12 protein-coding genes are annotated in these 14,580 nt (G+C 60.5%); 8 read left to right on the top strand and 4 right to left on the bottom strand.

Annotation, left to right across the window (positions count from 1 at the left end; translation table 11 throughout):
• Positions 1-2: 2 nt before the first annotated feature.
• Positions 3-947, bottom strand: coding sequence for a MerR family transcriptional regulator (locus tag WKF55_04325; protein MEJ7758798.1), 945 nt, complete (start codon positions 945-947; stop codon positions 3-5).
• 129 nt (positions 948-1,076) lie between these two features.
• Here WKF55_04325 and WKF55_04320 point away from each other — a divergent pair, with 129 nt between their 5' ends.
• The 8 genes from WKF55_04320 to WKF55_04285 all read left to right on the top strand — a co-directional run bounded on the left by WKF55_04320 (position 1,077) and on the right by WKF55_04285 (position 10,727).
• The gene (locus WKF55_04320; protein MEJ7758797.1) at positions 1,077-1,553 is read left to right on the top strand and encodes an SRPBCC family protein; all 477 of its coding nucleotides are present in this window, start codon (positions 1,077-1,079) and stop codon (positions 1,551-1,553) included.
• Positions 1,554-1,942: 389 nt separating this feature from the next.
• Positions 1,943-3,151, top strand: coding sequence for a glycosyltransferase (locus WKF55_04315; GenBank protein MEJ7758796.1), 1,209 nt, complete (start codon positions 1,943-1,945; stop codon positions 3,149-3,151).
• Positions 3,129-4,400, top strand: a complete 1,272-nt coding sequence (locus WKF55_04310; protein ID MEJ7758795.1) for a glycosyltransferase family 4 protein — start codon at positions 3,129-3,131, stop codon at positions 4,398-4,400. The genes WKF55_04315 and WKF55_04310 overlap by 23 nt, the downstream gene beginning before the upstream one ends.
• Positions 4,400-5,581, top strand: coding sequence for a glycosyltransferase family 4 protein (locus tag WKF55_04305; protein ID MEJ7758794.1), 1,182 nt, complete (start codon positions 4,400-4,402; stop codon positions 5,579-5,581). Before WKF55_04310 ends, WKF55_04305 begins: the two co-directional genes overlap by 1 nt.
• A complete protein-coding gene (locus tag WKF55_04300) occupies positions 5,581-7,416 on the top strand; it encodes an ABC transporter ATP-binding protein (protein MEJ7758793.1) in 1,836 nt (611 codons plus the stop codon). The genes WKF55_04305 and WKF55_04300 overlap by 1 nt, the downstream gene beginning before the upstream one ends.
• A complete protein-coding gene (locus WKF55_04295) occupies positions 7,400-8,680 on the top strand; it encodes a phosphotransferase (GenBank protein MEJ7758792.1) in 1,281 nt (426 codons plus the stop codon). The genes WKF55_04300 and WKF55_04295 overlap by 17 nt, the downstream gene beginning before the upstream one ends.
• Positions 8,677-9,681 (top strand): phosphotransferase, encoded by a 1,005-nt coding sequence (locus tag WKF55_04290; GenBank protein ID MEJ7758791.1) that lies wholly within the window; start codon positions 8,677-8,679, stop codon positions 9,679-9,681. The genes WKF55_04295 and WKF55_04290 overlap by 4 nt, the downstream gene beginning before the upstream one ends.
• Positions 9,678-10,727 (top strand): hypothetical protein, encoded by a 1,050-nt coding sequence (locus tag WKF55_04285; protein ID MEJ7758790.1) that lies wholly within the window; start codon positions 9,678-9,680, stop codon positions 10,725-10,727. Before WKF55_04290 ends, WKF55_04285 begins: the two co-directional genes overlap by 4 nt.
• A 91-nt stretch (positions 10,728-10,818) precedes the next feature.
• On the opposite strand, the gene WKF55_04280 is transcribed toward WKF55_04285, so the two are convergent.
• From WKF55_04280 to WKF55_04270, 3 genes are all read right to left on the bottom strand, one after another.
• Positions 10,819-11,880, bottom strand: a complete 1,062-nt coding sequence (locus tag WKF55_04280) for a WYL domain-containing protein (protein MEJ7758789.1) — start codon at positions 11,878-11,880, stop codon at positions 10,819-10,821.
• Positions 11,870-13,039 carry a WYL domain-containing protein gene (locus tag WKF55_04275; GenBank protein MEJ7758788.1) on the bottom strand — a complete coding sequence of 390 codons (1,170 nt, stop codon included), beginning with the start codon at positions 13,037-13,039 and terminating at the stop codon, positions 11,870-11,872. Before WKF55_04275 ends, WKF55_04280 begins: the two co-directional genes overlap by 11 nt.
• A gap of 120 nt (positions 13,040-13,159) precedes the next feature.
• Entirely contained in the window at positions 13,160-14,572 is a 1,413-nt protein-coding gene (locus WKF55_04270; GenBank protein MEJ7758787.1) for a Glu/Leu/Phe/Val dehydrogenase, read from the bottom strand.
• Positions 14,573-14,580 lie beyond the last annotated feature (8 nt).

Here is a 14,580-nt window from a genome sequence, read left to right as displayed (position 1 = left end):
GGCTACGGTGTGGGTGCCGGCGAGTGAATTCTTGCCAGCTCGTTATGAAGCTCGAACATGCTTTCGATGAAAACCATTCGGCTCCGTCTCAACCCATGACTCAGACGCTTCGATCCATCGCCACCTACAAACAGTTCCACGTCGTCGGAAATGAGGTTGTCGAGATCGCGAAGTTCTGCTGCGACACGTGATGGTTTCCCGGAAAGCACGACGCTCACGCCCACTACGCGGGCCCCGGTTCTGGTAGTCGCGTCGGCCAGGTCGGACAGCGGAAGATCCGAACCGAGGTAGATGACTTGCCAGCCGGCATTAGCAGCCGTTGCGGCCGCCATGAGTGCTCCGTTTGCATGACGTTCCCCCTGGAGCGTCGCAAGCACGATCGTCGGACTTCCCGCCGGGTACGTGGGTAAGGGCGCGGTCTGGGAAACAACTCGCTGAACCAGCGCGGTTGCAAGATGCTCCTGTGACACCGTGAGCTTTCCTGCGTGCCAGGCATCGCCGATCTCTCTAAGAAATGGTGCCGCGACAAAGTCGAGGAAATCGATCGTGCCGTAGCGGGCGAAATTTCGTCGCAGCAGAATCTCGAGGCCCGCAGGGTCGAGCATCTCTGTGAACCTGATCGCCTGTTCGACAGCAGCTTGAGGCTCGCCGGAGCTTTCGAGCGACCGGATGGAATTCCGCTCGACAGATGCGATGTCGCGCACCAGTTCATCGAGTTTCGAGCTGCTAATACTGGCGACAAGGCTGATTCCGTGACCACCCTGGGTCGCGCGGCGCAGCAACACCAGGCGTTCGATGTCCGCATCAGAGTACAGCCGCTGTCCGCCCGGTGTCCTTGTTGGTTCAACTACTCTGTGCCGGCGTTCCCAGACGCGCAGGATATCGGGGGTGAGGCCTGTTCGATCGGAGACTACTCCAATCGGGTGACGTGCTTCAACTGATGCCATAAGGGATAATCCAAGTCTGTCGAGGTAGTGTCAAGGCTATAAGCTGAACTTTTGCTTGACAGATGGCCCGATGATCGATAAATATCTCGTCCGCGCGTCCGGTTGCGTGCTTTCCACTCGGAGCATTTGATGAAAGAGTATGTGATCGAACGCAGCAGCCGGGTGCCGCGCCGCCTGCCCGAAGTATTCTCGTTTTTTGCAACCGCGGAGAATCTGGAGCGGTTGACACCGCCTGAACTCGGATTTCGTATCAGATCCGAAGTTCCTATAGTAATGAGACCGGGCGCCCTGATCGTTTACACGATCAAGCTGTACGGAATACCGATGAACTGGCTCACGGAGATTACGCGGTGGAATCCTCCCTACGCATTCGAGGACAGCCAGCTCACCGGACCCTACGAAAAGTGGGTGCATTCACACCGTTTCGTGGAAGACAAGGGCTACACGATCATCGAGGACCGCGTCGTTTACGCCCTTCCTTTCGGCGTTCTTGGAAGGCTGGCTCACCCGCTGGTGAGGCGCCAGCTGAGGCGTATTTTCGACTATCGCAACGCTGCCCTGGAGCAGATTTTCCCGCCGGGCCTGGTGCCAGAAACCGCTCGCTGAGCGCAACCATATTGATTGTGTTAATCCATTCACATAGTGTCAATGGATTAACATATTGGCGCCAGATTCTTCACGGGGGTCTCCCTCGATGTGAATTGGTTCGACTTCCTCGCGCCTTGTGCAGAGGTCGGCCACATCCTGCTTCGTAAGCGGTTGTGCTGTATTGCCCGGACACTGGTGGAGAAGATTTGCCTGTTCCGGCAAGAATTCGGTGGAACGTGACGCAGCGCATGGTGTAATCGTCCCACTCAAGACATCCCTGTTACCACATCGTGACGTTGCACGAGACGCAGGTGTGATTCGCTGCCAGCGTCACCGCGAACAAGGGATTTTTGCGGAAGGTTACCGGGTTGTTACTCAAGGCGTGGAAGATGCACTGCAATACCAGAATGACTGCACCGGACCAGGTTGCCTCCCCCGCCTGCAGAAAACCGCGAATTGCCCTTTATTCGCATGACGCCATCGGAATGGGCCACATGCGGCGTAATTCTCTCATCGCACAGACTCTTGCCGGGGCACCGGCTAATGCCGTTGTGCTGCTGATTTCAGGTGCCAAGGAAATGAACGCCATGGCGCTGGCGCCGGGGATCGACTGCATCACCCTTCCCGCGCTCACCAAGGCCGCCAGCGGCGAATACCGCCCGAGGAATCTCGAGATTCCGAGAAGCGATCTCACGAACATCAGGGCGCGGACGATCGAAGCTGCTCTTGAGGCGTTTCAGCCGGATTTGTTCATCGTGGACAAGCTGCCCCGCGGCGCCCTTGGTGAGCTGGACGCCACGCTATCGGCCCTTCGGAAGGCCGGTACGCGGTGTATTCTGGGACTTCGGGACATCCTCGACGATCCCGGCACCGTCGAGCGGGAATGGGTGCAGGGACGCAGTGAGGAAGCTATCGCCGAGCATTACGACCGGGTGTGGGTCTACGGCGATCCGACGGTTTACGACCTCCTGAACGAATACCGGATGTCCGACGAAACGGCGGAGCGCGTTCGTTTCACCGGCTATCTAGACCCGTCGGGCAGGTTTACTGGCGAGCCGGATTTTACCTCGACCACAGTTCTCGAATCCATTGACGAGTCCAGCAGAATGGTCCTCTGTCAGGTGGGCGGCGGGCAGGACGGTGAGCAGATCGTTGCGGCGTTTGTGGAGTCAGAACTTCCAGACGATACGGTCGGAGTGATTATCATGGGCCCCTTCATGCCGGAGGCTGCGCGCGCCAGGCTCACTAAGCGCGCGACCGAACACGGGAGAATGCATCTCGTCGAATTCTCGTCCGAACCCACCCATCTTCTTCGGCGAGCCGACCGTGTGATTGCGATGGGAGGCTACAACACGGTTTGCGAGCTGCTTTCAATGGAGAAGCCGGCGCTGATCGTCCCCCGAACGCGTCCGCGTACGGAGCAGCTCATTCGCGCCGAGCGATTACGAGACTTGGGCGCGCTGTCGGTCATGATGCCCGATGAGACGTCGCCTGCTGCGCTTACCGACTGGATGCGACAGGACGTTGCGTCGCCGGCAGGCATACGCGACCGCATCGACTTCAACGGTCTTGCCCGGATCCCGCATCTCGCTGATGAGCTTCTTGCCGTCGCATGATCCCGTGTTTCGGGGGGCCCCCGCGGAAACGTTCGAGCACTGCAAGGTCGCCTACATCGTCAAAATGTATCCCCGCTTCTCGGAAACTTTTATCGTTTCGGAGATCCTCGCACATGAGCGCGCCGGTCTGTCGCTCGAGATTTTCTCCCTTCGTCCGACTGTCGATACGCATTTTCAGGATATGTTGGCCCGCGTCCGGTCGCCTGTTCGCTTTGTCGCCAGTGCACGGCCAAGGACGGCCGACTTCTGGGCCGCGCTATCGACTGCAGGCAACAGTCTTCCCCGTTTCTGGCAGATGCTTGGTCAGTTCGCGGGCGAGGACGAGCGGGACGTCTATCAGGCTGCGTTGCTCGCACGCGAATTGGCAGCGGGTGGCTTCACGCACATCCACGCGCACTTTGCGAGCGTTGCGGCGACAGTCGCGCGAATGGCGTCGCGGTTGACGGGAATTCCATTTTCATTCACTGCTCACGCCAAGGACATCTATCACGAGACTGTCGACGCCGCCGAACTGAGGCGAAAGCTCGGCGATGCTGCCGCCGTCGTAACGGTCAGCGATTTCAATGAGAAGTTTCTCCGGAAAGCCTACGGTCCGGCTGCAGGCCGCGTCCGCAGGATCTACAACGGCCTGGATCTCGAGAATTTTCCGTTTTCCGCGCCCCGCAATCGGGAAAATATCGTTGTCGCCGTCGGGCGTCTTGTTGAGAAGAAGGGTTTCGACGACCTCATCCGTGCGATGGGGGTCCTGCGTGATCGCGGCGTCAGCGCGCGTTGCGAGATCATCGGATCTGGCGAGATGGACGACGAGCTGCGCGGGTTGATCGCCAATCATCGACTGGGAGAAACGGTGGCCCTCATCGGCCCGCTGCCGCAGCGCGAGATGGCGAACCGGGTTGGCTTGGCGAGTGTTCTCGCGGCGCCGTGCGTCAACGGCCTCGACGGCAACCGCGACGGACTGCCGACTGTTCTGCTCGAAGCAATGGCACTTGGAACGCCCTGTATCTCAACCGCGGTCGCCGGCATTCCCGAGGCGGTGCGCCACGGGGAGACTGGGATCCTGGTAGGTGAACGAGACGTTTCAGCACTCGCCCTGGCGATTGAATCACTGCTGTCAGACATTGACATGCGGTGCAGGCTCGCAGCCGCAGCCCGACAGATGATTGAAGCCGAGTTTAGTGTCAATCGTAACTCAGCCGCGGTGAGGAAGCTTTTCACGGTCGGCCGTATCAGCGGTGCAGAAGCGGCCTGATGAGGGTGGCTTACGTTTGCGCCGACCCGGGTGTTCCGGTCTTCGGCACCAAGGGATCGTCGGTTCACGTCCAGGAAGTCGTGCGGGCGCTGATCGCGCATGGCGCCGAAGTCGAGATCTTTGCCACGCGCTTCGATGGAGATCCTCCGGAAGATCTGCGTAACGCGGGAGTCTACTGGCTGTCGGCGCTTCCCAAAGGCGACATAGCGTCTCGCGAACGGGCGTCGCTCGGTGCCAACCTCGGACTCCAGGCCATGCTGCGCGGTGCCGGGCCGTTCGACTTCGTTTACGAGCGCTATTCCATTTGGAGCTATGCGGGAATGGAGTACGCTCGCGAGGAGGGGATACCGGGGGTGCTCGAGGTGAACGCGCCGCTGATCGAGGAACAGGCGCGGCATCGTGGGCTCGTCGACCGTGGAAGCGCGGAGCAGGTCGCGCAACGTGTGCTCGATGCGGCTTCCGCGATTGTCGTCGTATCCGCTGAAGTTGCATCATACCTCTGCCGGTACTCCGGAGTGAGCCCCCGTGTGCATGTCGTCCCGAACGGAGTGAACCCCGACCGGTTTCATCCGGGAGTCCTACCACTCTTCCCGCGCGAGCCTGGGGTCTTCACAGTCGGCTTTGTAGGGACGCTCAAGCCGTGGCATGGACTCCCGGTTCTCGCCGACGCCTTCACCCAACTGCATGCCCGTCACGCTGACACACGATTGCTTGTTGGTGGCGACGGACCTGAGCGGGCAACGCTTGGAGCACAGCTCGCTGCCGATGGCATGCAGGCCGCGGTGACGTTTACCGGGCCGCTCGAGCCGGAGTTGATTCCCGCCCTGCTCAGGTCCATGGACGTGGCGGTTGCACCATATCCGCAGGGTGATTTTTATTTTTCGCCATTGAAGGTTTACGAGTACATGGCGAGCGGACTTCCAGTGGTTGCGAGCGCCATTGGGCAGATTCCCGATATCATCCAGCACGGCGTGAACGGATTGCTGTGCCCGCCGGGCGACGCGCGGGCGTTTGCAGACGCGCTCGAGTGGGTGCGTGAGTCCCCCGGGGTGGCTGAGCGGCTTGGATCGGCAGCCCGGCAGTCGATTGTCAAGTCGCACACGTGGCGGATGGTCGCGGGGAAAATCCTTGCGTTGGTGGAAGCCGCGATGGCAACCCCGGTGCCAGCCGGAGAGCGATAATGGCCCACGCTTCGCCGTCGGGGCTGTTCAACTTCTTCCGGAGATTCCGACCGCAGATCATGGCGGAAAAAAAGTTGCTCGCCTTGTCGACTGTCGGCGTAATCGGCGAAGTCGGCATGCGCCTGCTCGAACCGTGGCCGATCAAATTCGTCATCGATCATGTCCTCGATCCTGTCGGGTCTTCCAGCGATCTTCCTCGGATCCTCCGCGGCGTATCACCCCTGACTCTCGTCACGATTTCGGCGCTGATGATCGTCACGTTCGGGGCTTTGCGGGCATTGGCGGCATACGCGAACACTGTCGGGCTTGCCCTCGTCGGTAACCGGGTATTGACGCAGGTGCGCTCGGATCTTTACCGGCATCTCCAGGCCCTGCCCCTTTCTTACCACACGAGGGCGCGGAGCGGCGACCTGCTCATCCGTGTGATCTCGGATGTCGGACTTCTGAAGGACGCCACTGTCGGCGCCATGCTGCCCTTTCTCACCAATATTCTGATGGTGACGGGAATGATCGGCGTGATGATGTGGCTCGACTGGCGCCTCGGTCTGCTGTCGCTCATGACCCTTCCGATATTCTGGCTTCGCACGGCTACGCTTACCAGGCGATTGAGGCATGTGGCCCGGGAGCAGCGGAAGCGCGAAGGAGCAATGGCCGCCACGGCGGCTGAGTCGATCGGATCGATCAAGCTCGTGAAAGCGCTGTCGCTCGAGCAGGTTTTTTCCTCTGCATTTGCGGTCGAGAACGCGAAGAGCCTGACTGACGGCGTGAAGGCAAAGCGAATCGAAGCAGCACTCGAGCGTACCGTCGATGGACTCATCGCGGTCTCATCCGCGCTGGTTCTGTGGTTCGGGGCGCGAATGGTTCTCGACGGCACAATGACGCTGGGCGGGCTGGTCGTGTTTCTCACTTACCTGAAGAACGCCTTCAAACCGGTGCGCGATTTCGCGAAGTACACGGGGCGCCTGTCGAAAGCCGGGGCGGCGGGTGAGCGCGTGCTCGACATTCTCGATACCGTGCCCGAGCTGAGAGACCGGCCGGATGCTGTTCCCGCGCATGCGCTCACGGGGGCGATCAGGTTCGAGCAGGTTCGCTTCGGTTACGAACCGGGCCATGACGTGTTGCGGGGATTCAATCTCAGCATCGAGCCCGGAGAACGAATAGCGCTCGTCGGGGAATCCGGCGCGGGCAAGTCCACAATTGCGAGTCTGATGCTTCGCCTCTATGAGGCCGGCGAAGGCAAACTGCTGGTTGACGGCCGTGATGTGCGGGAGTACACAACCGAGTCGCTGCGAGGGCAGATCAGCGTCGTGCTTCAGGATACGCTGCTCTTTGCCGGGACGATTCGCGACAACATCGCTCTTGGATCAGAGGGCGCGACGAGTGAGTCCGTCGAGGAAGCAGCACGTATCGCGAGAGCGGATGTTTTTATCCGTGCGCTGCCCGATGGCTACGATACACTGGTTGGGGAGCGCGGCGTTACACTCTCGAGCGGACAGCGGCAGCGAATTGCAATTGCCCGCGCCGCGGTCAGGAACGGTCCGATTCTTCTTCTCGACGAGCCAACCACCGGTCTCGATGAAGACAATCGGGCGATGGTTGCCACGGCCCTGGAACAGCTCGGCCGCCACCGCACCACGCTGCTCATTACCCACGACCTTGCCCTTGCTCCGTCGTGCGACCGCATTGTCTTCCTTGAGAACGGAGTAGTGGCGGAAAGCGGCGTTCATTCCGAACTCATGGCGGCCAACGGCAGGTACGCGCGGCTGTATGTCGCTCAGTCGCGCGCCCGCAACGAGCTGACAAGAACGCCGGTGCGCAGTGCTCGCATCGCCTGATCTGGGTCTGACGAAGCGCCAGCCGCTGCTCCCGGGTCTCGCGACTGCATTGGATGCCGAGGCGCTCGCAGGCGCAGCAGCCTCTTATGGTCTCACGCTGCCGGCAGATGCGGCGGTGTCCTACGTGAGATTCAAGCCATCCACGGCCTGCATTGTGGCCTATGCATCAGCGCGGGATTCGCGGCACCTACGGTACTACGCAACGGCGTTTCGGCGGGACAGCGCCAAACTCGTCAAAGCTTACCAGCGCAAGGTTGTGCACACGGCAGAAGGCCCGGGTCGCGTGGTGATGGGCGAGCATGCGATCGAGCTTTGCGTATTTCCAAACGACGACCACATCCCTGTGCTCATCCGGCTTGCCGATGCGAAAACGCGGCAGCGACTTCTGCTCCGAATCAAGCCGCTGAAGACAAGAGCCATCGAAACTGCAGTGACGGTACTCGCATACAAGCCGGAGCGGCGGTGTGTTCTCGTGCTGACGCCGGTGGAGAAACGCCCCGTCGTAATCAGAGCGTATGAGGCACGCGGCTTCGGGCCTGCCCTCGCGAGAGCCATGCACTTTTCCGACAGCGGTGCAGCTGGAATTCAGCGACTGATCGGCTGCGACATGCACCATCGTCTCCTGGCGATGGATTGGTGCGAAGGCGTGTCACTTGCCGCCGGGCTGCGTGACGGACTTTCGAGCCGAACGCGCTTAACATCAGCTGGTGGGGAACTGGCCAGCCTCCACGCACAAGACCCGGCCGCGCTCCCGGAATGGAGAGCCGACGACGCAATAAAGCGACTGAAGCAAACCGTGAAGGCGCTGGGATCACTCTGTCCGGATCTTGCACCACGAGCGGCCGCGCTCGGGCGTGATCTGGCGCGGGTCGTTGAAACGGTCGAACCTGCGCGAGCCACGATTCACGGGGATTTCGATGCAAGCCAGGTGCTGATAAACGAAACGGCGGCTACGATCATCGATCTCGATGAATGCTCGAGCGGGCCTCCTGCAATCGATATCGGCAATTTCGTTGCTAAACTGAAGGTCAGTGCAGCGAGGAGTGAAATTGCTGAATCGGACGCCCGCGAGGCAATCGACGGTCTGATCGGCGGATATGAGTCGCGCGCACCGCTCCCACCGGCGAAGGACCTGCGCACAGCGACGGCGATGGCGTTGTTCGCGATGGCGCTGGAGCCATTCCGCCGCCATCGCACCGCCTGGCCTCAGGAAATCGAAGTGATTCTCGAGATGGCGGAACGGCATCTTCGAGGCGACGAGTGACTGGATTCGCCGATCCGGCAATGCCATGGCTGGATGACGCGCTGAACCTGGAACGTGCGCAGGCGATGCTGCGAAGCTCCGTGACATTGCCCACCCTCGATCCGCCATCGCTGAAAGTCCGCGGTGTGCGCCTGGTGCGACATCATCTAGGACGAAGATGCCTGATCGAGTATTGTGTCGACGTGCAACACCGCGGCCTGCAACGCCAAATCTGTCTCCTCGGCAAGGTAAGAGCAAAGGGGCTGAACCGCGAAACGATTCGGGTCATGACCGCTCTCCGGGACGCCGGATTCGGATCGCATTCCGCAGACGGCATATCGGTCCCTGAGCTTGCCGGCGTAATTTCTGACTGGCGCATGTGGCTGGCGGTAAAGGTGGAAGGAACTCCGGTAAGCGAATATCTGGCCGGTGCGGAGCGCACATGGTTTGCGGAGCGCGCAGCGGATGTCGCGCAAAAAATTCACCTGTCAGGTGTCGCGGGTGCCACCAGGCACACAATCGAGAACGAGATTACGATCCTCGATGCAGCGCTTTCGAAGGCGGCCGACGCGAGACCTGATCTGGATCCGCGGATCCGCGATGTCGCGGCGGCGTGCGGGGAAATGGCAGGCAGTGCACCCACCGGTCGTTTCGCGGGGATACATCGCGATTTTTATGGCGACCAGATCGTAGTGGCTGGTGACCGGCTCTACATCCTCGATCTCGATCAATTCTGCGAAGGCGATCCGGCGCTCGACATCGGCAATTTTCTCGCGCACATGACGGAGCAGTCGATTCGTCTTCGCGGCGAGCCGTTCGCTTTCGACGACGCTCGAACTTCGTTGCTCGAACGCGCCGTTCGCAATGGCGTCGGGAGAACTACAATTCTGATTTATGATTTACTCACTCTGGCACGACATCTATGGATCAGCACACGAATTCCGGACCGCGGCCACATGACGCCGGCGATTCTCGCCGAGTGCGAGCGACGCCTGGAGCGGTCTTTGGTGGAGACGCGATGATCAAAACCCTGATTTTACCTCTCGTTGCCTGCATCGCTTCTGCTCCGCTCGATGCGCAAGTTCGCACTCCACCACGGAAAGCGCCGACCGCGACCAAACCTGCAAAACCGCCGGTCGCGAAGCCGCAAGCTCCTCCGGTGACTGCAACTCCTCGTGTTCCCACCGCGACTAAACCCGGGAAGACCGCCGCGAAGGATACCGTCCGTCAGGCAAGCCGCTGGCGTCCATACGGGTTTTCGGCTTTCACCGCCGAGGTCTTCGACAGCAACATCGATCGTGAGAGAGAAGATCCGACTCGCGCCAACGGTTTCGTCATTGGTGGTGTCGTGCGGTACCAGAGCGCGGAATCGCGGCCCGGATTTGCAGTGGCGTACGAGGCGGCCCGGCATTCTTACACCGCCAGCGAACAGTTCGACAGGATCAGCCAGAACCTGAGTGTTGTGCTGTCGAGGCGCCTTACGAAGCAGGTCACTGCGGAGACGATCGGAGAGGCGGCGCTGAAGGGATCGTCCGAAGATCGCGACGTGGGCAACCAGTTCCTTTTCCTGCCGCGGCTGAATTACCGGCTGGACGCGGCTCGCAGGCTCCGCGCATTCGGCGCTTATCGCATCCGCCGTTACGAAACCAATCCAGACCGGGACGCGGCTAACAGATACGTCGGCGCGGAATTGCGCAGCGACGTTGGTCGACACTCACGCGTTGACGTTGGTTACCGATATGAGACGAACAGTGCGCGGTCGGAGCGGCGAAGTTACGTCCGGCGCACGTATTCGACCGGCCTGGAGCGATCGTTTGGACGCAACGATGATATGTTCGCGGAGTTGAAGTTCCGGTCCCAGCGCTACCCTAAGCGGCTCGTCGAGGTGGATGACGAGGATGTGCCGCGACACGATTACCGTCTCACTCCGACCCTCGAATGGAATCATCGTTTCGGCGCGGGCTTTTCGCTGATCGCGAATTACAATTTCGAAAACCGGACGTCGAACGACCCGGACAACGGGTATCTGGATCACGTATTCGCGTTGACCGGGCGGTACGACTGGTAAGCTGCGGTCAGTCCTTTTTCGCCGGTTGCCCGGTTATGGAAGACCTGAGGCGGAAAGATGTACCACATCAAACGAAGGGACGACCACCGTATCAGACCGCCGTCAATCGTCTCAAAATTTCCTCTCGCAACACTGGCGGCTCCAGCACTTCTGCATCCGGCCCGTACTGCAGCACATGCCGCACCCCCCAATCCGCGTCTGCCAGCGGATGTTCGATCGTAAGAGATCCATCCGCATCCACCTCGACGCCTTCACGCTCCGCAATCCACCGCGCAATTTTCGCTGAGTAGCGGACTTTCATTCCGGCGGCCGGCGTGTCGATCTGAAGAGCTTTGCCATCCCGCAATGTCTCGCGAACGGAAAAAGTCGCAGGGATCTCGTACCTGTCCGGGAGAGATGTCAGCCCTTCCACCCGGTCCATGCGAAACACCCGGAGACCTTCGCTGGCCTCACAATACGCAACTGCATACCACATTCCGCTGGCGGGGACGATTGCGTACGGTCGCACCACCCGGGTTGTAGCGGCATTCGCTCCCGCCCGGCGATACGTAATCCGCGCCTTGTGATGATCTCGCAGCGCCTTTCGCAGCTCCTCGAGATGCGGTAACCCCTCCGTCGGTGCAAGCTCGGCGAATCGCGTCTCGATGTCGCCGTGGTCCACCGGCAGTCTCGAAATCAGCTTCCGCAGCCGGCCGCGCGCGCTTTCGATCACAGCAGTCTCATCCGGCGGCCGCTCGGCACGCAGAATGGCGAGGCCGAGCTCGAGCGCGCACAATTCATGAATTGTGAGACCCATCGGCCTCAGGAAATGGTTGGACGTGACCTCGACCATCTCGGGCCCGATGTAAATCTGCATGCCGTCGACGAAGCCACCTGGCGCACCATGACGGTCGGCAAGCGATTTCAGATCTGCGAGCAATACCGCCTTTTCAACGCCGGCACTCCTGGCGACCTTCGAGAGACGGTGTGCGTTACCGTCGGCAATCCCCGGAATAACCATGAGGATTCGTCGTAGCTGCCGGGCTGCGGTGTCGGGCACGCGAGCAGGTCGTGACATCTTCGCTGCTTTATTGCTTACCTTACCGCGGCGCGACGCCCCCGCACTACCGTCCGACTCCGCGCGGCGGGGGCGCTTCGCTCCGCTATCGCTCATCGCCCGCTCCATACAGCGCGCGCGTCGCGCGAGCCTGCCGCCTGAATTCCGCCACCAGCGCCGGCGGCTCGACCGGAATGGCTTCACCCCCGAACGACAGGAGCCACCTCGCAAACGAATCCATGCGGCGGAACTGAAACGCGCGACGATCGGGCGATCCCTCGATCTCCATTCCGAGCCGGGCAGCAGCCTGAGCCGCGCCGGTGGCATTCTGGAAATCAACGACTGCATTTTCATGCACGCCTCCGCCAATCTCCCACGCATGACGCGACTTTGCATGCTCGCGAAGATTGAACCCCAGCGGGATTTTGTAGTCCGCCGTCTGTGATGTCGCGCTGTTTACGTCGACGTTCCGCATGCGGTTCAGCCGGAAATTCCGCAGCTCGCCCTTTTGCACGTCCCGTCCAGTGACATACCAGTGCGCCGAAAGAAAAAAGAGTCCGTACGGTTCGAGCGTGCGCCGCGCATCGCTGTTCGTCGCCATGCCGCTGTAGTCGAACGTCACGATCTTGCGCCGGAATAACGCATCGTTCAAAACCGGGAACACGTCCGCAGAGGGAACGCTCCGAATTGCCGGGCTTGAATAACGCGGTTGCGGTGCATCACTGAGCATTGAAGAAACTGTCATCGCTGGCGATGCCATTACCTCCATCGCGGGCCCTTCAGCGGCATTGCCCGATTCCGGCAACGGCAAATCGAACGCGAGCTTTTTCATCGCCGATTCAGCTTCCTCAGCGAGCACCGGGTCGCCCAACGCTATCACCCGTTTTGCTGCTTCCACGATCACCGACAGCTCATCCGGCTCGAACACCAGCGACGCCAGCGCACGAAAGCCGTATTTATCCGGCTTCCTCGGCGTCGACCCTGGTTTCCCTTCGCGCGCGGCGAGCGACAGATAGGGTAGATAGAAACTCTTCGTATCCAGCCGGTACCCCACTGCCTCGCCGTCGTCGAACGCTACTGTCTCGATACCAATTCCGAACGACCGCAGCTCGTCCTTGTCGCGCTCGAACATTCGCATTCTTGCGTCGTGCCGCGTGCCTTCACTGCAATACGCGGGAACATCGGGGGCGAGCTGTTCGAAGGTGGCCGGATATCGCCGCGGCAGAAGCGCGGCAATCAGATCGGTCCAGCGTTGAAGCTTGGAGGGCCGGGCCATTTCTACTCTGCTGTCTCAGTAAAACTCGACATAACTACTTTCTGTTAGAGAATGTCCGCCGGGGACCGCTGCTCCGACAGCAGGAACATCACGCCGGTGTCTGACAGTTGGAGCAGGCACTCACGGAAAAATTCCCCGCTGCTGGTATGCCATCGCGACTTTCCCGATCGCGTTCATGAAAGCCGCCGTGCGCAGATCCACCCCGTGACCATTCTGTATCGACCGAAGCTCTGTGTACGCTGCTACCATCGTCTCCTCGAGCCCTGAATTGACGAGCTCCTCCTCGCCTGCCGCCGCGGTGGCGATTCCCCGTGCATGCGATGTAAACCTGGTACCGGTCAGCTCCTCGATGCCCTCCAGAATCCGCTCGTTGCTTCTCTCCGCGAATCGCTTCTCCATGCGACCGAACCGCATGTGCGAGAGATTCTTTACCCATTCGAAATACGAAACGGTGACGCCACCCGCATTGGCGTAGATATCCGGAATTATCAATGTGCCGCGCGAAAGCAGTCGCTCGCTCGCGTCGGCAGTTATCGGTCCATTCGCACCCTCAACGATGATCCTGGCCTTGATACGATCCACATTCTCCATGGTGATTACGTTCTCGAGCGCTGCGGGAACGAGAACGTCGCAATCGAGCTCCAGTGCATCGGAGTTCATTGCGATGTCACGGGCACCTGCAACGCCGAGGATCGAACCGGTCTCCTTTCGGTGTGCCATTACCCGATCCACGTCGAGCCCGGAGTCGTTCCAGATCGCTCCCTCACGCTCGGCAAGCGCGACGATGATGCCGCCGCCCTCCTCGATGAACTTCGCGGCGTGGTAGCCGACGTTTCCGAGTCCCTGAATTACCACACGCTTACCCGCGAGACCTGTCGCGAGCCCCATCGATTTCATGTCATCTGCATATCCGCACGCCTCGCGTAACGCAAAGTAGACGCCCCGGCCCGTGGCCTCTGCCCGCCCGCGCACTCCGCCTTGTGTCACCGGCTTCCCCGTGACGCAGCCCAGCGCATCGATGGACCCCGGCGCGAGCGTCGAATAGGTGTCCATAATCCACGCCATCTCGCGCGGTCCGGTTCCATAGTCAGGCGCGGGCACATCCAGGCCGGGACCAAGCAGGTTCTTCGCGAACAACTCATAAGTGAATCGGCGCGTGATTCGCTCCAGCTCATCGACGGAGTATCTCACTGGATCGATCCGCACTGCCCCCTTGGCACCGCCAAAGGGGACATCGACAAGCGCGCACTTGTAGGTCATCAACGCGGCAAGAGCAGAAACTTCGTCTTCATCCACCTGCGGAGCGAACCGGATACCGCCCTTCGTGGGAAGCCGATGCACGCTGTGTTGCGCACGCCAGCCGTTGATGACCTGGATTGTGCCATCATCGCGCTTGAGCGGAAAGCTCACCCGGAATACAGAATTGCAGGCCTTGATCTGCGCCAGCAGTCCAGGGGACAGATCGAGATACGCGGCGGCTTTGTCGAAGTACTTGTTGACCTGCGCGAACATCGGGACGTGTGAAGTGCTCATATGTCCTG

The sequence above is a fragment of the Gemmatimonadaceae bacterium genome, assembly GCA_037721215.1.
Classification (GTDB): domain Bacteria; phylum Gemmatimonadota; class Gemmatimonadetes; order Gemmatimonadales; family Gemmatimonadaceae; genus UBA4720.
Note: the sequence above shows the minus strand (reverse complement) of the source record. Positions and strands in the feature narration are given on the sequence as shown.